Annotated in this window: 14 protein-coding genes; 8 read left to right on the top strand and 6 right to left on the bottom strand. The window is 59.8% G+C overall.

The window, feature by feature from the left end:
* Window positions 1-170: 170 nt before the first annotated feature.
* The 4 genes from ACIPIZ_RS10545 (at window position 171) to ACIPIZ_RS10530 (ending at window position 6,026) form a co-directional block, all read left to right on the top strand.
* A complete protein-coding gene (locus ACIPIZ_RS10545) occupies window positions 171-929 on the top strand; it encodes a PIG-L deacetylase family protein (protein ID WP_064391083.1) in 759 nt (252 codons plus the stop codon).
* Between the two features lie 188 nt (window positions 930-1,117).
* Window positions 1,118-1,900: an endonuclease/exonuclease/phosphatase family protein gene (locus tag ACIPIZ_RS10540; protein ID WP_401165223.1), complete on the top strand. Its 783-nt coding sequence runs from the start codon at window positions 1,118-1,120 to the stop codon at window positions 1,898-1,900.
* A gap of 194 nt (window positions 1,901-2,094) precedes the next feature.
* Window positions 2,095-4,632 (top strand): autotransporter outer membrane beta-barrel domain-containing protein, encoded by a 2,538-nt coding sequence (locus ACIPIZ_RS10535; protein WP_401165221.1) that lies wholly within the window; start codon window positions 2,095-2,097, stop codon window positions 4,630-4,632.
* A 323-nt stretch (window positions 4,633-4,955) separates the two neighbouring features.
* Window positions 4,956-6,026, top strand: a complete 1,071-nt coding sequence (locus ACIPIZ_RS10530; RefSeq protein ID WP_122661321.1) for an autotransporter outer membrane beta-barrel domain-containing protein — start codon at window positions 4,956-4,958, stop codon at window positions 6,024-6,026.
* Between the two features lie 123 nt (window positions 6,027-6,149).
* Here the strand turns inward: ACIPIZ_RS10530 and glgB are convergent, their stop codons facing one another.
* From glgB to ACIPIZ_RS10515, 3 genes are all read right to left on the bottom strand, one after another.
* Window positions 6,150-8,381, bottom strand: coding sequence for a 1,4-alpha-glucan branching protein GlgB (gene glgB / locus ACIPIZ_RS10525; protein WP_122855134.1), 2,232 nt, complete (start codon window positions 8,379-8,381; stop codon window positions 6,150-6,152).
* Between the two features lie 2 nt (window positions 8,382-8,383).
* Window positions 8,384-11,725, bottom strand: coding sequence for a maltose alpha-D-glucosyltransferase (gene treS / locus ACIPIZ_RS10520; protein WP_401165218.1), 3,342 nt, complete (start codon window positions 11,723-11,725; stop codon window positions 8,384-8,386).
* A gap of 169 nt (window positions 11,726-11,894) precedes the next feature.
* A complete protein-coding gene (locus tag ACIPIZ_RS10515) occupies window positions 11,895-13,889 on the bottom strand; it encodes an alpha-1,4-glucan--maltose-1-phosphate maltosyltransferase (RefSeq protein WP_122661324.1) in 1,995 nt (664 codons plus the stop codon).
* A gap of 216 nt (window positions 13,890-14,105) precedes the next feature.
* Here ACIPIZ_RS10515 and ACIPIZ_RS10510 point away from each other — a divergent pair, with 216 nt between their 5' ends.
* Entirely contained in the window at window positions 14,106-14,264 is a 159-nt protein-coding gene (locus ACIPIZ_RS10510; protein ID WP_016985118.1) for a hypothetical protein, read from the top strand.
* A gap of 141 nt (window positions 14,265-14,405) precedes the next feature.
* On the opposite strand, the gene ACIPIZ_RS10505 is transcribed toward ACIPIZ_RS10510, so the two are convergent.
* Window positions 14,406-14,918: an MgtC/SapB family protein gene (locus ACIPIZ_RS10505; RefSeq protein ID WP_105708126.1), complete on the bottom strand. Its 513-nt coding sequence runs from the start codon at window positions 14,916-14,918 to the stop codon at window positions 14,406-14,408.
* 123 nt (window positions 14,919-15,041) lie between these two features.
* Here ACIPIZ_RS10505 and ACIPIZ_RS10500 point away from each other — a divergent pair, with 123 nt between their 5' ends.
* From ACIPIZ_RS10500 to mapR, 3 genes are all read left to right on the top strand, one after another.
* Window positions 15,042-15,290: a DUF3203 family protein gene (locus ACIPIZ_RS10500; protein WP_064391076.1), complete on the top strand. Its 249-nt coding sequence runs from the start codon at window positions 15,042-15,044 to the stop codon at window positions 15,288-15,290.
* Window positions 15,291-15,485: 195 nt separating this feature from the next.
* Complete coding sequence (gene ccoG / locus ACIPIZ_RS10495; RefSeq protein ID WP_401165216.1) at window positions 15,486-16,916, top strand: cytochrome c oxidase accessory protein CcoG; 1,431 nt, start codon at window positions 15,486-15,488, stop codon at window positions 16,914-16,916.
* 456 nt (window positions 16,917-17,372) lie between these two features.
* Window positions 17,373-18,782, top strand: coding sequence for a GntR family transcriptional regulator MpaR (gene mapR, locus ACIPIZ_RS10490; RefSeq protein WP_401165215.1), 1,410 nt, complete (start codon window positions 17,373-17,375; stop codon window positions 18,780-18,782).
* Between the two features lie 116 nt (window positions 18,783-18,898).
* Here the strand turns inward: mapR and ACIPIZ_RS10485 are convergent, their stop codons facing one another.
* Together ACIPIZ_RS10485 and ACIPIZ_RS10480 are read right to left on the bottom strand one after the other, a co-directional pair.
* Complete coding sequence (locus tag ACIPIZ_RS10485) at window positions 18,899-19,645, bottom strand: SDR family oxidoreductase (protein WP_236431598.1); 747 nt, start codon at window positions 19,643-19,645, stop codon at window positions 18,899-18,901.
* Window positions 19,646-19,834: 189 nt separating this feature from the next.
* The gene (locus ACIPIZ_RS10480; RefSeq protein ID WP_105708122.1) at window positions 19,835-21,916 is read right to left on the bottom strand and encodes a bifunctional diguanylate cyclase/phosphodiesterase; all 2,082 of its coding nucleotides are present in this window, start codon (window positions 21,914-21,916) and stop codon (window positions 19,835-19,837) included.
* Between the last annotated feature and the right edge of the window lie 199 nt (window positions 21,917-22,115).

Here is a 22,115-nt window from a genome sequence, read left to right as displayed (position 1 = left end):
GATTGATCTGTAACGCGACGAACTGTACTTCATGAGCAATACTCTGCTGCGCGGCAATCCAGGGTTCGGAGCGTCGCATGGCATTTACCCCGCCTTCACGGGTCGTTCGCGACAACCATCGAGGTTGCAAGCACGACTGAGGGCCAGACTCAACAAGGACGTCATCCCCCATGAAACCGTTATTTCTCAGCGAAAACAGCCCGAACGGGCAGATCTGGAACAGCGCCGCGCAACTCGACAATATTCCGGTCATCGCCACCCAAAGCCTGGTTCCCCCTGGCGCGCGCGCCGTGGTGATCGCCCCGCATCCCGGTGATGAAGTGGTGACTTGCGGCGGCCTTCTGCAATTGCTCGCCAGCCTCGGCCATCCGTTGCAACTGCTGTCGATCACCGACGGCAGCGCCAGCCACCCCGGTTCACGTCAATGGTCGGAGAAACGCCTGAGCGTGTTCCGTCCGCAGGAAAGTGTCGAAGCCCTGCGGCGCCTGGGCTTGCCCATGCACAGTTTGAAGTGGGTACGCGGTGGTTTCACCGATAACGCGCTGCTGGATCAGGAACGCCAGCTGACCGACTTCATCGGCCGCTACCTGCGCCCCGGCGACGTGGTGTTCAGTACCTGGCGCGAGGACAGCAATGACGACCATGAAGTCGTCGGCCGCGCCAGTGCCAAGGCTGCCGAGCTGGCTGGCGCCAGCTATCACGACGTGCCGGTCTGGGCCTGGCACTGGCCGGAACGCGATCACGCGCTGATCCCCTGGCAGCGCGCGCGCAAGCTGCGCCTCGACACCTGGACCGTCGCCCGCAAGAGCCACGCCACCCATGCTTATGCCAGCCAGCTCAAGGGTGAGCCGGCCATCGGCATCGCGCCAATGTTGCCGCCGGTGATTCTTGAGAGGATGCGTTTGCCCTACGAAATCGTCTTCGTCTGACAAGTACCTTGGAGGAGCTGCCGAAGGCTGTGATCTTTTGATCTTGATCTGCAGAAGCAGAAGCAAAAGATCGCAGCCTCGTTTCACTCGACAGCTCCTACAGATGAATGGCGCCCCCAAGCAGAAGGAACTGCCGCCCCTCCCCATCAGTCGCATGAATAAGCCGACCGCTATCCAGAGGAGTCACCGTGTCCAGCGATCCCGAGCGTCATGTAGTCGACGCGCCCGTCATCCATCGTCTCAGGGTGCTGACGGTCAACACCCACAAAGGTTTTACCGCGCTGAATCGGCGCTTCATCCTTCCGGAACTGCGTGAAGCGGTGCGCAGTACCTCGGCCGATCTGGTGTTCTTGCAGGAAGTGGTCGGTGAACACGAGCGTCATTCCAGCCGCTACAACGAATGGCCGCAAACCTCGCAGTACGAGTTTCTCGCCGACAGCATGTGGAGCGATTTCGCCTACGGACGCAATGCCGTCTACCCCGACGGCCACCACGGCAATGCGCTGTTGTCGAAATACCCGATCCGTGAATACCGCAACCTCGATGTCTCGATCACCGGACCCGAACGGCGCGGCCTGTTGCACTGCGTGCTCGATGTACCGGGGCATGCCGAAGTGCATGCGATCTGCGTGCATTTAAGCCTGCTCGAAAGTCATCGGCAATTGCAGCTGCAGCTGCTTTGCCAACTGCTCGAATCGCTGCCCGAAGACGCCCCTGTGATCATTGCCGGTGACTTCAACGACTGGCAACTTCAGGGCAACGTCGCCCTCGCCCGTCGCGACTATCTGCACGAAGCCTTCGAGCGGCATCACGGGCGCCCGGCCAAGACTTATCCGGCACGCTTTCCACTGTTGCGACTGGACCGTATCTACCTGCGCAATGCCAGCAGTCATGATCCCCGGATCCTCGGCAACAAGCCGTGGACGCATCTCTCCGATCACTTGCCGCTGGCGGTGGAAGTGCATTTGTAAGCGCGATTCTGACAAGACCGTCTGTCAGCCCCGCTTGAACCGCGAGAAAAACCATCTACACCTAAATCAGCTCAGGGAGTAGCGCATTCAATCTGTTAGGTCATGGAGTTGATGTAAGGCATCAGCTGTAAACGATGCCGGACCCATGGCATACCCAAGGATGAATTCCCCCGAATTTGCCGTAGGGAATGACCATGCCGCGCTGCTCCACGCCTCTGCGGACACTACCGCACGTTTTGTTCCTGCCCGCATCCTTGCTGTTATTGACCCTCCAACCCGTTTCAGCGGCCTGCACGCTTGTGCCGGGGCCTGGCAATGACAACTTCACCTGTGACAGCGGCACCAGCGGTTCACTGACGGATCTCGCCGGCAACAACAGCCTGACCCTCCCCGCCAACAGCACTGGCCAGATCAATGGCGGCGTAACTTTCGGCGCAGGTGCCGACCGGGTCGAGATCAACTCCGGCGTGATCACCGGCGCGGTCAGTCAGGGCAACGGCGTCGATGATTTCGTCATCAATGGCGGTTCTATCGGTTCACTGGCCCAAGGCGACAGCCGCGATACGTTCCTGATGACTGGCGGCACCATCGTCGGCGCTTTCGAGGACGGCGATGTCGCACGCATGACCGGCGGCACGATCGGCCGGGTCGACATGAAACTCGATAACAATATTTTCAACCTGTCGGGCGGGCAGATTCTCGGCAATCTGGTGACCGGGTTCGGCACCGATACGATCATCGTTTCCGGCGGCCGCATCGGCGGCAACATCAGTGTCAGCGGCGGTAACGACAGCATCACCGTCAGTGGTGGGGAAATCGTCGGCGAGATTCGCGCCAGCGTCGGTGATGACGCTTTCATGTGGGACGGCGGCGGGATTATCCGCTCGGCGATCCTGATGGACATCGGCAATGACACGGCCACCCTGCGTAATCTGGACGACAGCATTCTTGCGCTGACGCCCAGCATTGATGGCGGCGTCGGTACCGATACGTTGACACTGGACAACACGCGCACCGCCCTGCCTGTGCGCCTTATCAATTGGGAAACAGTCAACCTGAGCAATGCCTCGCAGCTTGATCTGGGTTCGTCCAGCCTGGTGCTGGGTGACGCGGGAACCGGCACGGGCGCGTTGAACATCGACGCCAGCAGCACACTGTTTTCCACTCAGGGCAGCGTTGCACCAGCGCTGGCGGGACAAAACGTGACGCTCAACAACGCCGGGATCATCGACCTGACACAAGGCAACAGCCGCACCAACGACACACTGACCGTGCAAGGCAACTACGTCGGTAATCGTGGTCAGTTACTGCTGCAAAGCGCCGTTGCTGGTGATGATTCGGCAAGCGACAGACTGATCATCAACAACGGCAGCCTTGGCGGGTCGACGGTCATCAGTGTCAGCAACGTCGGCGGTCTGGGCGCACTGACTCAGGTCAATGGCATTGAACTGGTGCAGGCACAAGGCAGCGCTGTCAGCAGCAATACGGCGTTTACTCTCAGCGGCCCGGTGTCTGCCGGCGCTTACGATTACTACCTGTTCAAGGGGGGCGTCACCGCCGGCACCGAGAATAACTGGTATCTGCGCTCAGCCGTTGTCGCACCGCAATTGATGAGCGTGCCCAATCCCGATCCGGCATTACCGCCGCTTCTGGTTCCAGTCGTGGCCACGCCCATTGCGGCGGCCATCACCCCGCTCGACGGCGCGCCCGGCGAAGCGCTGTCCATCGCCTCGCTGCCGGTGTTACCTGCCGCCGTGGCCGGTGCCGCGCCAATTCCCCTGTATCGCCCGGAAGTACCGACCTGGTCGGTGCTGCCACTCGCTGCCGCGCAACTGACGCTGAATGCACTGGGAACGTTTCATGATCGTCAGGGCGAGCAGCGCCTGCTCAGCGAAACCGGCGCATTTGGCGCCGGTTGGGGCCGGGTCTACGGCAAGAACCTCGAGCAGACCTGGGCCGGTACGGTGACTCCGCGTCTGGACGGCTCACTCAATGGCTTTCAGGTCGGCAACGATCTGTTCAGCTCGCAGACTTCCGGTGGCCAGCACCAGCGCGTGGGGTTCTTTGTCGGCCACAGCCGTTTGCAGGGTGATGTCGACGGTTTCAACGAGGGCTTCCAGCACAACAGCGCTGGCAAGATCAAACTCGAAGGCGACAGCTATGGCCTGTACTGGACGCTCACGGATCCCTACGGCTGGTACGTCGACACCGTGGTGATGGGCACGCGTTTCGACGGCGACAACCATTCCGATCGCGGGGTAAAACTGGACAATCGTGGGCACGCGCTGACCTTGTCGGCCGAAGCTGGTTATCCATTGCCGATCAGTGATACGTGGGTAATCGAGCCACAGGCACAGGTCATCCACCAGAAAATCTCCCTCGACAGCCAGGACGATGGTATTTCACGCGTCTCGTTCGATTCCGACGGTGCCTGGACCGGCCGTCTCGGTGCGCGCCTCAAGGGTCGTTATCAAGTCAGCGGTTTGCCGGTCGAACCGTACCTGCGCGCCAATCTATGGCATACGTTTTCCGGAACTGACTCGGTGACATTCGGCACCAGCGATGTCATTACCACCGAACAGAAATCCTCGACAGCGGACATTGGCCTGGGCGTCGTGTTGACCCTCGATCGCGCCGTCAGTGTGTACGCCAGTACCGATTACACCAGCAATATTGACAGCAATGACCTGCGCGGCGTGGTAGGCAATCTGGGTGTGCGAATTAGCTGGTAGACCTTCCGTCGGCAATTAAACCTCTCTACCTCGGGGCTTTCACTGCGTTTTACCATGCAAACAACAACTTAGTTATGTGCAGAAAAACAAACGCTTGCAAACGCTGCTTTACCACTACCGCTCATCGTTCAATTTCTTGACGGGCGCCTTCCAGTCTTCTTATCTCTACCTTACTACCCCCGGAATCACTACCCGGGACGAGCCTTCGGACACTCGCGAAATCGAGCGGTCAGGGTTCGCCCCGCTCCATTCGGTCGCCCCTCGTTCGGGGTAGGAGAGACGCCAAACTCGAGATACCGCATGCGCCTGCAAGGTAGACCTCCATGAAAACGCCCACCATCACCCCACACGAGATCAAAATCACTTTCTGCACAGTGTCGAGTTCGATCCTGCTGTGCTCATCCATGGAGGCGCAGGCCAGCCCTGTGTCGGATGAAACGACCCCGTGGTATCGCGCGGACGTTCCCGTCATGACCTTGCCCGCCACGGTCATTACCCCAGGCCCGCAACGCCTCAGTCCACGCCCAGACCTGCAGGGCACGCGCCTGATCACCGAAGACCTCGCACCGTCGGCCTGGGATGAGCTGTATGGCAGAAGTGCCCGTCAGGCACAAACCGATGTGTTGTCGTCGGGTTACGCGATGCCTGGCAGCGGCGACTTCAAAGGCCCGGCTGTGCTGACGCTGCAAAGTGGTAGCCATACCCAGACCATCGGCCTGATTGGTGGTCTCAACCAGATTCAAGCCAATGGCAACGGGCCAATCACCAGCCGCGCCCTGGCAGACCCGAACAGTGACACGCTTAATCTGCAAGGCCAAAGCCTCGGCGCCTATTACAGCCTGATCGGCGCGCAGGGTTGGCACGTCGATTTATCCGCCAGCGGCGGCCGGGTCAGTGGCTTTAGCCGCAACGGCCAAGGCGCGCGGCAAGCCACCGAAGGCAGCGCCATGACTTTTTCGGTCGAAGGCGGTTATCCGATCGGCCTGAGTGAAAACTGGGTGGTCGAACCGCAGGCGCAACTGATCAATCAACGCATCACCCTCGACACGCCCTACGCCGGCTCGGGCAATGCCTCTTCCGCCGATCTGACGGCATGGAGCGGTCGTGTCGGCGCACGCTTGAAAGGCAGTTACGATTTGAACGGCCTGCCGGTCGAGCCCTATGTTCGCACCAACCTTTGGCACACGGTGTACACCGGCAATACCGTGACACTGGATCAGGTCGACAAGATCAGCAGCAGCCGCAAGTCATCTACCGTTGAATTGGGCTTGGGCCTGGTGGCGCGGGTGACGCCGGCAGTGAGTCTGTATGTCAGTGCCGATTACAGCAGTGATGTCGATGACAATGATTTGAACGGGATCATTGGCAGTCTTGGGGTGCGGATGCGTTGGTAGCGTTTGGCTTGGCGGCGAGAGTGTTTGTGCTGACGCCATCGCGAGCAGGCTCACTCCTACAAGGGGAACGCATTCCAAGTGTAGGAGTGAGCCTGCTCGCGATGGCAGCAACTCGCTACTGGATCAACCCTCCGGTTTGAGGATCAACACTGCCAACGGCGGCAGGTTCAGTTCCAGCGACAACGACTGGCCATGGCTCGCCACTTCCTCGGTAAATGCCCCGCCGCCATTGCCGTAATTGGAACCGGCATAGGTGTCGGCATCGCTATTGAGCAACTCAGTCCAGCGCCCGGCAAATGGCACACCGACGCGATACGCCTGACGCGGCACCGGGGTGAAGTTGGCCACCACCAGCACCGGTGCGCCCTCCTTGCTCCAGCGCAGCCAGGCATAAACGCTGTTGATCGCATCGTCACCAATCAACCACTGAAACCCCTGCGGCGCGTCGTCCTGATCGTGCAGCGCCGGCTCCTCGCGATACAGCCGATTGAGATCGCCAACCAGTTTCTGCACGCCTTTGTGCTCGGAGTACTGCAGCAGATACCAATCGAGCTGCTGATCGTGATTCCACTCGCGCCACTGGCCAAATTCGCAGCCCATGAACAACAGCTTCTTGCCGGGATGGGTCCACATGAAACTCAGATACGCGCGCAAGTTGGCGAATTTCTGCCAGCGGTCGCCGGGCATCTTGTCGATCAGCGAATGCTTGCCATGTACCACTTCATCGTGGGAGATCGGCAGGATGAAACGCTCGGACCAAGCGTAGACCAGGCCAAAACTCAACTCGTTGTGATGGTGGGCGCGGTACACCGGGTCCTGCTGAATGTAATGCAGTGAATCGTGCATCCAGCCCATGTTCCATTTGTAGGCAAAACCCAGGCCGCCCTGCTGCGTACTTTGACTGACACCGGGCCACGCCGTGGATTCTTCGGCGATCACCAGCGCACCCGGCGCTTCCAGCTCAACCACATCGTTCAAATGCCGGAGGAAATCGATGGCTTCGAGATTCTCGCGCCCGCCATGACGGTTCGGCACCCACTCGCCAGCCTTGCGCGAATAGTCGCGATAGAGCATCGACGCCACCGCATCGACGCGCAAACCATCGACATGGAAATGCTTCAGCCAATGCAGCCCGGAGGCGAGCATGTAGCCGTGCACTTCGGTGCGCCCCAGGTTGTAGATCAGCGTGTCCCAATCCTGATGGAAACCTTCCAGCGGATTGCCGTACTCGTACAGCGCGGTGCCGTCGAATTGCGCCAGACCGTGGGTATCGGTGGGGAAATGCGCCGGTACCCAATCGAGGATCACGCCGATCTCCGCGCGGTGGCAGGCGTCGACGAATTCGGCGAACTGTGCCGGCGTGCCATACCGCGCGCTCGGTGCAAATTGCGAGAGCAACTGATAACCCCAGGAACCGCCGAACGGGTGTTCCATGATCGGCATCAATTCGATGTGGGTGAAACCGAGTTCCTTGACGTACGGAATCAGCCGCTCGGCAAGTTCCGGCCAGGTGTACTGACGCGCCACCTCACCGAGATCATCCAGCTCGCATTGCCACGAACCGGCGTGCAGCTCATAGATCGACAGCGGCGCCGAATGCTTGTGACGGTCGCGGCGGCTGCTCATCCAGTCCTGATCCTGCCAGTCGATCTGCAGGGGTTCCGCGACTTTTGACGCGGTATCCGGCGGCAGGCTGGTGGCCAGCGCCATCGGGTCGGCCTTGAGCGGCAGAATGCCGTGGGCACCGAGAATCTCGTATTTGTACAGCTCGCCCGCTTGCAGGCGCGGAATGAACAGCTCCCAGACCCCGGACGGATGACGCAGGCGCATGGGATGGCGACGCCCGTCCCAGACGTTGAAATCCCCCACCACTGACACGCGCCGGGCATTCGGCGCCCACACCGCGAAACGCACGCCGTCGACGCCATCCACGGTTTTCAGCTGCGCGCCAAGGCACGCGCTGAGGTCACGGTGATTGCCCTCGGCGAACAGATACAAATCCATTTCACCGAGCAACTGGCCAAAGCTATACGGGTCCTCGGCGACTTGCTCGCCGCCGGCCCAGCGCGTGCGCAGCTGGTAAGGCCGCGCCTGATCGAAATGACCGACAAACAGCCCCGGCGTTTCGGTCTGCTCCAACGGACCGCGTTCTTCGCCGCTGTCCTTGTCCACTACCACGACGCTCAATGCACCGGGCAGATACGCGCGAATGAATTGCCCACCAGCGCCATCGCCGTGCGGGCCGAGAATGGAAAAAGGGTCGTGATGTTCAGCGCGGACCAAGGCGTCGATATCTTTCGCCGAGGGCAGCAGCGCTTCTTTGACCTGACCCTGTTCCTTGTTTGAGAAACTCATGACTACTCTCCACCAAGATCGGAAAAGGGTTTAAGCCCCGTCAATAACCCGTACAAACCGTGCAACGGCACGGGCAGCCACGTGGGGCGATTTTCGGCTTCATAGGCCACTTCATAGGCCGCCTTCTCCAGGCCGAACAACGCAAGCGCAGCGTCGGCACCTTCAGGATCTTGCCAAGCATGCTCAAGACTAGCTGCCGCGCGGCGATATGCCTGAACAAATGCCTCACGGGCCTCACGCAGATAGCGCTCGGCCACCAGACGCCGCGCAGTTTCAGACTCAGCGCTGTGGTCAACGTTGTGCACGTTGATGGTCATCGCTGCCGCGTAATCGAAGGAGCGCAGCACGCCGCTGACATCCTTGTACGGGCTGTGTTTGCCACGGCGCTCGCTCAATGGCCGCGCCGGTTCGCCCTCGAAGTCGATCAGATAGGCATCGCCCTTGATCACCAGCACCTGGCCCAGATGCAGGTCGCCGTGGACGCGGATACGCAAGCCACCCGTGGCTTTTTTCGCCAGATCCTGCACATGCGCAAGAATGGTTTTCTTCTCGTCGATCAGGCGTTTGACCAGCTTCTGATCCGCTGCATCGAGCTCGCCCTGATGTTGCTTAAGCAGCTTCAAGGCATGTTCGACCTGCGCCACGACATCCTTGCCCGTGGCCTGCATGTCCTTGGTGGTCGACACTTGCGGGGCGAAGTCGGCATTGTCGGTTGGCGCGGCGAGCACCTTGTGCATCTCACCCAAGCGCTGGCCGAGCATGCCGGCAAAGTCCCTCAGTTCACCCAACGCGTTGTAATGCTGCTCCTGTTCGGACATGGCATCGGCCAGTTCATCGCGCAGCGCCCGTTCGAGGTTGTTCTGCGTCCATTCCCAGGCATCACCCTGATTGCTCAGATAGCCTTGGGCGATCATCAACAAATTGTCTTCGCCCTTGGCATCGCGGCGGATAACCGAGCCGAGCAGCGGTGAAATATTGGCAAATCCGGCCTCGGTCAGGTAAGCGCTCATCTCCAGTTCCGGGTGTACGCCAGAAGCGACTTTACGTATCAGCTTGAGCACCAGACTGTTGCCGATCACCACCGAACTGTTCGATTGCTCAGCGGACAGATAACGCACTTCCGCCTCGCCGCCGAGGCCGAGTTTTTCCAGTTGCGCGGTCGGCGCAAAACGGATTTCGCCCTCGGTTGATTCCAGCACCGTGTTGTTCTGCATGCCGTGCAGCACCGCGCGAATGAACGCTTCAAGGCTGAACGCATCGGTGATCAAACCGACTTGTCGCACTCTTCGTACACGCGACAACGCCAATTGCTGCGGCAACGCCGGGCCGACCTGATCTTCGGCAATGAAGCCAAACGGCAATTGATAACGACTGGTCTGCCCAGCGCTGGTGACTTCGATTTCGCTGAGCAGCACCGGATGCTGCGCGTCGCCGAAACGCACGCCATAGGCCAGATGCACCTTGTCGATGCCAGCATCTTTGCCAGCGAACCAGCGCCGGTTCTGCAGCCAGCTCGGCAGGATGCTCTGCTCCAGCGTCGTGCGCGACGGCGCTTCGAGCAATTCCTCCATGCGTTTCTTCAACACCAGCGTGGTGAAGTCCGGCAGGCTCTGCGCCGGTTCGACGTGCCAGCTCGGCATCTGGTTTTCCGCGGCCAGTGCAAACCAGTAGAAACCGTACGGCGCCAGGGTCAGGAGGAAATTCAACTGACCGATCGGCGGGAAGGCATTACCGCCGAGCATCTCCACCGGCACCATGCCGACGTAGGCCGACAGGTCCAGCTCCACCGCTTGCGCGCTGCGCGAGACGTTGGCCACGCAGAGGATAATTTCGTGCTTGCCGTCGGCATCGGTGAATTCGCGGGTGTAGGCCAGCACGCGACGGTTGTTCGGTGAGAGCATCTTCAAGGTGCCACGGCCGAAGGCTTTCGACTGTTTGCGCACAGCGAGCAAGCGTCGGGTCCAGTTGAGCAATGAATGCGGATCGCCCGACTGGGTTTCGACGTTAACCGACAGATAGCCGTACTGCGGGTCCATGATCGGCGGCAGTACCAGGCTCGCCGGATCGGCGCGAGAGAAACCGCCGTTGCGGTCGATCGACCATTGCATCGGCGTACGCACACCGTCGCGGTCGCCGAGGTAGATGTTGTCACCCATGCCGATTTCATCACCGTAATACAACGTCGGCGTGCCGGGCATCGACAGCAGCAGACTGTTGAGCAATTCGATGCGGCGGCGATCGCGCTCCATCAACGGCGCCAAGCGACGGCGAATGCCGAGATTGATCCGCGCACGGCGGTCAGCGGCGTAGTAATTCCATAGATAGTCACGTTCTTTGTCGGTGACCATCTCCAGCGTCAGCTCATCGTGGTTACGCAGGAAAATCGCCCATTGGCAGTTGGCGGGGATTTCCGGGGTCTGGCGCAAAATGTCGGTGATCGGGAAGCGATCTTCCTGGGCCAACGCCATGTACATGCGCGGCATCAACGGGAAGTGAAACGCCATGTGGCATTCGTCGCCGTTTACACCTTCGGCATCGGTGTCACCGAAGTACAGCTGAGTGTCTTCCGGCCACTGGTTGGCCTCAGCGAGCAGCATGCGGTCGGGATAGTTGGCGTCGATTTCCGCACGGATTTGCTTGAGGACGTCATGGGTCTCGGGGAGATTTTCGTTATTGGTGCCGTCGCGTTCGATCAGGTAAGGGATGGCGTCGAGACGCAGACCGTCGATGCCCATGTCCAGCCAGTAACGCATCACCGAGAGCACGGCTTTCATCACTTGCGGGTTGTCGAAATTCAGATCGGGTTGGTGCGAATAGAAACGGTGCCAGAAGTACTGGCCCGCGACCGGGTCCCAGGTCCAGTTGGATTTCTCCGTGTCGAGAAAAATGATCCGCGTGCCGTCGTATTTCTGATCGTCATCCGACCACACGTAAAAGTCCCGCGCCGCCGAGCCGGGTTTGGCCTTGCGCGCACGCTGGAACCACGGGTGCTGGTCGGAGGTGTGGTTGATGACCAGTTCAGTGATCACTCGCAAACCGCGCTTGTGCGCCTCGGCGATAAAGCGCTTGGCATCGGCCATGGTCCCGTAATCGCTGTGTACGCCTCGGTATTCGGCGATGTCGTAACCGTCGTCGCGGCGTGGCGAGGGGTAGAACGGCAGAAGCCAGATGGTGTTGACGCCGAGGTCGGCGATGTAGTCGAGTTTGGCGATCAGGCCGGGAAAGTCGCCGATCCCGTCATTGTTGGAATCGAAAAACGATTTGACATGGACTTGATAGATCACCGCGTCCTTATACCAGAGCGGGTCTTTGATAAAGGTGGCTGCTTTGGGTTTCTTCGCCATGTGAAACTCCTGTTGAATTCTGGATAAACCGTGAGCCGATCATCTGGCTCGAAAACGCTGAGCAACCTGTAGGAGTGAGCCTGCTCGCGATAGCGGTTTCATATTCAGTAGAGTTGTCGCCTGCAAGATTGCTATCGCGAGCAGGCTCACTCCTACAATGGTTCTGTGTTCAGGCAGTGATTCGCCAAATGCCGAACGGCTGATACGCCGGGTCCAGGCGCATGAACTGGTATTTGCCGTGCCAGTCCCAGCGATGCCCGTTCATCAAGTCTTCGCCGTGGGTCGTCGCGTCATCGGGCAGGCCCATTTCCCACAATGGCAGTTCGAAGTTCGCCTCCTGCACGTTATGCGGATCGAGGCTGACCGCGACCAGAATGAAATTGCTACCGTCAAAACTGCGCTTGCCGAAATACAGAATGTTGTCGTTCCAGGCGTTGTAGACCTTCAAGCCCAGATGCGTGTGCAGCGCCGGGTTCTGCCGGCGGATGCGGTTGAGCTGGGCGATCTCGGCAATGATGTTGCCCGGCGCGGTGAAGTCGCGAACGCGGATCTCGTATTTCTCCGAGTCGAGGTATTCCTCCTTGCCCGGCACCGGCGCCGACTCGCACAGTTCAAAACCGGAATACATGCCCCACAAGCCCGAACCCATGGTTGCCAGCGCCGCACGAATCAGAAACCCCGGGCGCCCGGACTCGTGCAGGAATGCCGGGTTGATGTCCGGCGTATTGACGAAGAAATTCGGCCGGTAGCATTCGCGCCAAGGCGATTCGTTCAGTTCGGTGAAATACGTCGCCAGCTCAGCCTTGCTGTTACGCCAGGTGAAATAGGTGTAACTCTGCGTGTAACCAACCTTACCGAGGCGCGCCATCATCGCCGGCGTAGTGAAGGCTTCAGCGAGGAAGATCACTTCGGGGTAAAGCGCGCGAACGTCAGCAATCAGCCATTGCCAGAACGGCAGCGGTTTGGTGTGCGGATTGTCGACGCGAAAGATCTTCACGCCCTCCTCGACCCAGCCAATGACGATGTCGCGCAGTTCGACCCACAGACTCGGAATCGCGTCCGGCGCGTAGAAGTCGACGTTGACGATGTCCTGGTATTTTTTTGGCGGGTTCTCTGCGTATTTGATCGTGCCGTCCGGGCGCCAGTTGAACCAGCCCGGATGCTGCTTGAGCCACGGGTGATCCTGGGAACACTGGATGGCGAAATCGAGGGCGATTTCCAGACCATGATCGGCAGCAGCGGCAACCAGTCGGCGGAAGTCTTCGCGGGTGCCGAGTTGCGAGTGGATCGCCTCGTGACCGCCCTCCTCGCTGCCGATGGCATAAGGGCTGCCTGGATCATCCGGGCCGGCGGTCAAGGAATTATTGCGGCCCTTGCGGTGCGCACGGCCGATCGGGTGGATCGGCGTGAAGTACAACACGTCGAAGCCCATGTCTTGAATCATCGGCAGACGCGCGTGCACGTCATTGAAAGTGCCATGACGGCGGGGATCATCGGTGATCGAGCGGGGAAACAGTTCATACCAACTGGCAAACTCGGCCAGTTCTCGCTCAACGTCCATGGGGAATTCGGCGCTGACGCTCAAGTAGGCGCGGTGATCGGCCTCAGCCATCAATTGCGCACTGCGCGAGTGCAGAAACAGCGCGACCTGCTCGGTTTCGAGCAACCCGGACAATTCGTGGTGCAACGCCGCCAGTTGTTCGCTGAGCTGGCCCTCGCTGCGTTCGGCGGCCTGCTGAACCATGGTCCGGCCTTCCTGCAACTCCAGCGAAACGGGGACGGCGGCATTGTGTTTTTTCTCCAGTTCGTACTGAAAACTGGCGAAGTGATCGATCCACGCTTCGATGCAATAGAGGTAGCGGCCCTGCTGTTCAGGGCGGAACTGGCCTTGCCAGCCATTATTGCCCTGATCGGCCATGACTTCGCTTTGCCATTGCTCTTCGCCTTCCTCGCGCCAGCGGATGCGCACCGCGAGTTTGTCGTGGCCGTCGGCGAACACCTTGCTGGTAACCACTACTTCACGACCGGCGATCGACTTCACCGCGAACTGCCCGCCATCGAGGGTCGGCATGGTGTTTTCGATGGCAATGCGTGGCAACAGCAAAGCCTGCGACAGTGGCATATGCGGGTTGTAGTTTAATTCTGAGGGTTTTTCAGCAGTCATTGAGCATCTCTCCTTAACGCCCCAAGGACGCTCTTGTGCCGGTTCAGCGTTCGCAATCGAGCGCCTGCCCGGAATGAACTCACTTAGGTTCCGAGCGACCGGCGCCGGGAAAAGTTCAGATGAAATTACCGTGTCAGAAAAGCGGATCGAATTCGCCATGAGGTGGTCAATCCACTTAAGCACTTCTCACGCCATGTGCCACACGGAGGTCATCAGATGAATATCCCGATCCCGGCGGAAACGCCCGATCCGAACATCGACAAACCCACCTTGCCCGAGACCGAGCCGCAGCCGATTCCCGAGCAGGAACCGCCGGGCACCACGCCACCGCCTAAGGAAGAACCGCCGAGCACGATGCCACCCGTCATCGTCTAACTGATCGTGATTGATCGTTCCCACGCTCCGCGTGGGAATGCCTCAATGGACGCTCCGCGTCCGCTTTGGGACGCGGAGCGTCCCGGGCTGCATTCCCACGCGGAGCGTGGGAACGATCAACGATCTCCGGCGCCGGAATGATCAGTGGTCATCAGTCTTCTCTTCTTCTTTTTCGAAGAGCTTCACGATCCGCGGCATCACGCTAAAAATTGCCAGCGCCAGAAAGGTGCTGAGCAACGCCGTTGCTTCCTTGCCCAACCCAGCCGCAACACCGATCGCAGCGGTCATCCACAGCCCGGCAGCCGTGGTCAGGCCTTTGACATGACCTTCATCGCCTTCCTTGTTTTTCAGGATAGTCCCGGCACCGAGAAAGCCGATCCCGGCAATCACCCCTTGCACCACCCGGCTCATTGCATCCGACTCTGCCCCCGAAGTCTGCGGCACCAGCACAAACAACGCCGCGCCGAGCGCCACCAGCATGTGTGTGCGCACCCCGGCGGCCTTGCCTTTGTGTTCGCGCTCGAACCCGAGAATGCCACCCAGAATCGCCGCCATCAGCAGGCGCACGGTAATCCGCGTCAGTTGCGAGGCATCGCCGACGTCAGCGAATTCCGCTTGCAGGGTTTCCCACACTTCATGCCACCACGCGTTCATCCGGCGGTCCTTTCCAAGGGTCTATAAAGGATGGACAGCGGCGACCATTAATCAGTTGCGCAGAACGATCGGCGCAGCGTGCGCCCTAACCTTGCAGACCTCACTGAAAAAAGGACTGCTCCCATGCCTCTTCGAGTCGATGAATCCAACCCCGAACAAAAAGTGTGTTTTTTCACCGTTGAACATGGCGAGGAAATTCGCATTTGCGACACCCTGGAAGTCATGACGGATAGCGAAAAATCCATGTCGTTCGTGGAAATAGAAGGCCGGCGCGTTTACATCAGCGAAAAAGAAGCTGACGCCTTGACCGTCGCAGGCGCCAAAGACGGTCGCAAGCACCTGAAGGCCGACGAGAGTGATTCGGTGATTTGACTGACCCTGATCAACACCCCGCGCAAACGTCTGCGATAGGCGTTTGCGCCTTTGTCTGCGGGCTGCTTCAAGTTGTCGCAGGCGCTGCGCGAAAACGCATCTGATCCGCTTTTTATTGAAATACCTGAGTCTGTTATGCAAACAGATCGACGCTCATAGTGCTCTGGCCTGATGGAGGCTGATGAGCGAATAACCATGAGCGAACAAATCCCCGTCCGAACCGTAGAAGCAACGCCAACCATTAAAAGTGTGCCCGCACGCCCAATGAAGGCGACGGCCAAGTCCAGTGACAACCAGATCCACACCCGCAGCTTCACCGGTCTGTTCCGCACCCTGCGCATGAGCGGCGCGGGATTTCTGTTCGTGCTGTTTTTCGGCACTGTGTGGCTGAACTGGGGCGGACGTCAGGCAGTGCTCTGGGATCTTTCTGAAAGCAAATTCCACATCTTCGGCGCGACGTTCTGGCCGCAGGATTTCATCCTGCTGTCGGCGCTGCTGATCATCGCCGCGTTCGGCCTGTTCGCCATCACCGTGTTCGCCGGTCGGGTCTGGTGCGGTTACACCTGTCCGCAGAGTTCGTGGACGTGGATTTTCATGTGGTGCGAGAAAATCACCGAAGGCGAACGCAACCAGCGGATCAAGCTGCAAGCCGCACCGTGGAGCCTGAACAAACTGGCCCGGCGTGCGGCCAAGCACACGCTGTGGCTGGCGATCAGCGTGATGACTGGCCTGACCTTCGTCGGTTACTTCACCCCGATCCGGCCACTGGCTGAAGAGCTGCTGACTTTGCAGATCGGCGGGGTCAGCCTGTTCTGGGTGCTGTTCTTCGCCGCCGCCACGTACATCAACGCTGGCTGGTTGCGTGAAGCGGTGTGCATGCACATGTGCCCGTATGCGCGGTTCCAGAGCGTGATGTTCGACAAGGACACCCTGACGATTTCCTACGACGTGGCCCGTGGCGAAAACCGTGGCCCGCGCAAACGCGACGTGAAACCGGTAGAAGCAGGTCTGGGTGATTGCATCGACTGCCAGTTGTGCGTGCAGGTCTGCCCGACCGGCATCGACATTCGCGACGGCTTGCAGATGGAGTGCATCGGCTGCGCCGCGTGCATCGACGCCTGTGATTCGATCATGGACAAGATGAACTACCCGCGCGGTTTGATCCGCTACAGTTCCGAGCGCGAATTGCAGGGGGGTAAAACCCATCTGCTGCGTCCGCGTCTGATTGGCTACACCGTGGTGCTGGTAGCGATGATCGGCGCGTTGGCATTGGCGCTGGTCGAGCGGCCAATGGTCTCGCTGGACGTGACCAAGGATCGCGGGCTGTTCCGTGAGAACGGTCAAGGCCAGATCGAAAACATCTATAGCCTCAAAGTCATCAACAAGACCCAGCAACGCCAGGACTACAACCTGACGCTGGTGGATGGCGATGGCTTCCAGCTGCAAGGCAAGACCGAGCTGAGCCTGGCGCCGGGGGAAATTGTCGATGTGCCGGTGTCAGTGGCGATGACCACGGAGCGCCCGGCCAGCAGCTCGCAAACCTTGAGTTTCAAAATTGCCGACAGCGATGAGCCTGAGATTTACAGCGTGGCGAAGAGCAGGTTTGTTGCGCCGATGAATCGTTGATCCCTTAGAATCCGCTCCCTCACCCCAGCCCTCTCCCAGGGGTAGAGGGAGCCGACCGAGGTGTCTGTCGCTATCCATCGACCTGACAGACCGAGTCGATTGTGGATTCAGCAAAACACTTTCAGGCCGAGTCGATTGTGGATTCAGCAAAGCACTTTCAGGTCGAGTCGATTGTGGATTCAGCAAAGCACTTTCAGGCCGAGTCGATTGTGGATTCAGCAAAGCACTTTCAGGCCGAGTCGATTGTGGATTCAGCAAAGCACTATCAAGCCGAATCGATTACGGATTCAGCAAAACACTTTCAGGCCGAGTCGATTGTGGATTCAGCAAAGCACTTTCAGGTCGGTGTATTTAGCAAGCATCCCCCAATCAGGTTCCTCTCCCTCTGGGAGAGGGCTAGGGTGAGGGGCAGTTCTCCTGACACACCTCATCATCAACCAGCACCAAGGCTCCTCGATGAAACGCTACGAAAAATTCGCCGACGACATCGCTGAACTGATCCGCTCCGGCGTCCTCGGCCCCGGCCAGCGCGTGCCGTCGGTGCGTTACGCCAGCCAGACCTACGGGGTCAGCCCGTCCACGGTGTTCCAGGCCTACTACCTGCTCGAACGCCGCGGCCTGATCCGCGCGCGGCCGCGCTCCGGCTACTTCGTCAACACTCACGCGCCGAGCCCGTTTTCCGAGCCGGTGATCAGCAGCCACGTTAACGACTCCACCGAAGTCGACGTCAGCGAACTGGTGTTCTCGGTACTCGATTCGATCAAGGACCCGAGCACGATCCCCTTCGGCTCGGCGTTCCCCAGCCCCACGCTGTTCCCGTTGCAACGCCTGTCGCGCTCGCTGGCCAGCGCCGCCCGCGAGATGGACCCGCGCATGGTCGTCACCGACATGTCGCCGGGCAATCCGCAACTGCGCCGGCAAATCGCTCTGCGCTACATGGTCGGCGGCCTGATGCTGCCGATGGAAGAACTGCTGATCACCAACGGCGCCCTCGAAGCGCTGAACCTGTGCCTGCAAGCAGTGACTGAACCCGGCGACCTAGTGGCCATCGAGGCCCCGGCGTTCTACGCCAGCCTGCAAGTACTGGAGCGGCTGAAACTCAAAGCCGTGGAAATCCCCGTGCACCCGCGTGACGGCATCGACCTTGGCGTACTTGCGCAGACGCTGGAACGGCATCCGATCAAGGCCTGCTGGTGTATGACCAGTTTCCAGAATCCGATGGGCGCAACCATGCCCGAGTCAAAAAAACAGGAACTGGTCGAACTGCTGCGCCGCCATCAGGTGCCGCTGATCGAGGACGATGTCTACGCCGAGCTCTATTACGGCCAACAGGCGCCGAAACCGGCCAAGGCCTTCGACACCGAAGGTCTGGTGATGCACTGCGGCTCGTTCGCCAAGAGCCTGGCCCCCGGCTATCGCATCGGCTGGGTCGCTGCCGGGCGTTACGCGCAGAAAATCGAACGGCTGAAACTGATGACTTCGTTATGTGCCTCGATGCCGGCGCAAGCGGCGATTGCCGACTATCTGCAACACGGCGGCTATGACCGTCACCTGCGCAAACTTCGCTATGCACTGGAAGAACAGCAGAGCGCGATGCTTGCCGCCATCGCCCGTTACTTCCCGGCGCAGACCCGGGTCAGCCAACCGGCGGGCGGCTACTTTTTGTGGCTGGAACTGCCACCGCAAATGGATTCATTGAAGTTGTTTCAGATGGCACTGGCGCAGGGCATCAGTATTGCGCCGGGGCCGATTTTCTCGCCGACGCAGCGCTTCAGGAATTGTATTCGCCTGAACTATGGCAGCCCTTGGACCGAGGATTCGGAAAAAGCCATGGAGACGTTGGGGCGGATTGTGCGGTCGTTCTGACAGGTTTGTACTGCCCCACCAATAGCTATCGCGAGCAGGCTCACTCCTACAGGGGAACGCATTCCAAATGTAGGAGTGAGCCTGCTCGCGATAGGGCCAGAGCGGCCACCGGTGAATTAACGTCCGCCCCCCAAATCAACAAACGTCCCGGTCGCATACGACGCCTTGTCCGACAACAACCAGACAATCGCCTCCGCCACCTCATCCGGCCGCCCGCCACGGGCCATCGGAATCGCCGACTCCAGCTTGCTGACCCGATCCGGGTCGCCACTCAAGGCGTGGAAATCGGTATAGATGTAACCCGGGCGCACGGCGTTGACCCGAATCCCCTCACCCGCCACTTCCTTGGACAAGCCAATGGTAAAAGTGTCGAGCGCGCCTTTGGACGCGGCGTAGTCGACGTATTCATTTGGCGAGCCCAGACGCGACGCCACCGACGACACGTTGACGATACTGCCACCCTGCCCGCCGTGCTTGGGCGACATGCGCAGGATCGCGTGTTTGGCACAAAGGATCGGCGCCAGGACATTGGTTTTCATGATCTTGAGAATGCGGAATTCGGACATTTCGTCGACCCGCGACTTTTGCCCGACGGTGCCGGCATTGTTCACCAGGGCGGTGACACGACCGAGTTCGCTGTCGACCCGCTGGAACAGCGCGATCACTTCGTCTTCGATGCTGACGTCGGCGCGCACCGCGATGGCTTGTGCGCCCAGTGCGCGGACTTGCTCCAGCACGCTTTGCGCGGCTTGTTCATCCGACTGATAGTTGATGCAGATCCGATATCCCTGCTCGGCAGCCAACAACGCCGTAGCGGCGCCAATCCCGCGCCCGCCACCGGTGATCACAATGACTTTATCCATGCTGGCCTTTCCCCCAAATGCACACGTAACAGTCGGGGGGAAGAATAACCGCCATTGGCGGGTTTTGCATGGAGTCTGTGGTGTCTGGGCAGACGCCTTCGCGAGCAAGCTCGCTCCCACAGGGTTCTGTGTCGTTCACACAGCCAATGTGGGAGCGAGCCTGCTCGCGAAGAACGATAACGCAGTCGATCAGACCACCGCCAACTGCTCACCCCGTGCAATATCCTGCATGAATTTCTCCGCCGGCATCGGATGCCCCAGCAGATACCCCTGCAACGAATCACACCCCAACTGCGTCAGAAACTCCTGCTGCACTCCGGTTTCCACGCCTTCAGCGACAATGCGCAACCCCAACGCCTGGCCCAACGCAACGATCGCCGAGACAATCGCCGCATCGTCACTGTCATGCTCCAGATCGCGCACAAACCCACGATCGATCTTCAGCTCATTGGCCGGCAGCCGCTTGAGGTACATCAGGCTGGAATAACCGGTGCCGAAGTCGTCAATCGACAGGTCGACGCCCATGTCCGACAACTCCTGCAATACCGTCATGCTCGCATCGGCATCGCTCATGGCCGTGGTTTCGGTGATTTCCAGGGTCAGGCTGTTGGCCGGCAAGTGGTGAGTGGCCAAGGCCTTGGCCACGCTACGGACCAAACCGGTGTGGCAGAACTGCAACGCCGACAGATTCACCGCAATGCGCCAATCGGTGTAACCGAGCACGTACCACTCGCGCATCTGCCGGCACGCTTCGTTGAGCACCCATTCACCGATGGGAATGATCAGACCGGTTTTCTCGGCCAGTTCGATGAACTTGTCCGGCATCAGCATGCCGTGGACGGGATGCTGCCAACGCAACAGCGCTTCAGCGCCGACCGGACGGCCATTGGCGGCGTCGAACTTGGGTTGGTAATGCAAGCTGAACTGGCTGTGTTCCAGCGCCGCACGCAGATCCTGCAACAACTGCAATTGCTTGCGCGCGTTGGTGTTCATCGATGCGTCGAAAAAGCTGTAGCCGTTTTTGCCGCCGCCCTTGGCGTGGTACATCGCTGCGTCGGCGTTCATCAGCAGTTCCTGGGCGTTCTGGCCATTGCCCGGATACAGGGCGATGCCGACGCTGGCGGAGATCTGCAAGTCATGCTCGGCGACGCGGAACGATTGCGCAATCAAGCCGACCTGGCGTGCCGCCAGCCCCAGCGCGTCGTTCGGCTCAGTCAGACGCACCAGCAGGACGAACTCATCGCCGCCGATCCGCGCGAGAGTGTCGAGGCTGCGCAAATCTTCACGCAGACGCACACCGACTTCGCGCAACAACTGATCGCCCATGTGATGACCAAACGCATCGTTAACCGGTTTGAAGCCGTCCAGATCGATGAACATCAAGGCAAAACAGCCGCCCTGCTCATGGACCTTTTTCATTGCCTGATTAATGCGATCGTCCAGCAGCATGCGGTTCGGCAAACCGGTCAGGGTGTCGTGCAGGGCCAGTTGGGTGAGTTCGCGGTTGGCCACGGTCAACGAGTGCGCGAGATCGGCGGTGCGCGCTTCGAGGCGCGCGTCGAGAATCGAGGTCAGCAAGGCAATCGACAGCACTGCCAGCGTAGTGATCAACACCAGACTGTCGAGGCCGTTGCCTTTGAGGCCATTGATCGTCGCACCGCAGAAGCTGCCGTCGGGAAATTGCGCGGCAGCCATACCGGTGTAGTGCATGCCAACGATGGCGATGCCCATGATGATCGCTGCGCCACCACGGATCAGCCGCACATAGGGAGAGTGCTGACGCAAGCGGAAGGCGATCCACAGCGCCGCCGCCGACGCACCGACCGCAATCAGCAATGAGGCGCCAAACAGCGTCGGGTCGTAGTCGATCCCCGGGGTCATGCGCATCGCCGCCATGCCGGTGTAATGCATGGCACTGATGCCGGCGCCCATGATCAGCGCGCCGAACGCAAGTTGCAGAATCGGCAGCTTCGGCTGGCTGACCAGCCACAAGGCGAACCCGCAGGACAACACCGCGATGAGCAGCGAAAGCGCCGTCAGGGTGATGTCATAGCCCAGATCGATCGGCAGTTTGAAGGCCAGCATGCCAATGAAGTGCATCGACCAGACGCCGATGCCCATGGCAAACGCACCACCGGCGGTCCAGAAATGCACCGCCCGGCCCTTGGCCGTGGCAATGCGGCCGGTAAGGTCGAGTGCGGTGTAGGAAGCGAGAATCGCCACGCACAACGAAATGAAAACCAGGGTGGAGGAATAACTACCGATGAGCATGGGATTTCTCGTGGCCACCCAACGCGGATTGCGTCCATTCCCGGTCGGGCAAATGCGGCGATTGTACTGATTGCACAGAAGAACGCACTGACAAAGTAATCAAATGGCCATCAAGCCGATGAAACGCTTGTTCGATCGTCCGACAAGGCTCTGGAGTGGGCCTTTCTGCAGCTTGCGCAACTCACTGTGTGAGCGAGCC

This window comes from Pseudomonas sp. NPDC087690, assembly GCF_044743175.1.
In the GTDB taxonomy this organism is placed as follows: domain Bacteria; phylum Pseudomonadota; class Gammaproteobacteria; order Pseudomonadales; family Pseudomonadaceae; genus Aquipseudomonas.
The sequence above is the reverse complement of the archived record's forward strand: the minus strand, read 5'-3'. Positions and strand labels throughout refer to the sequence as shown.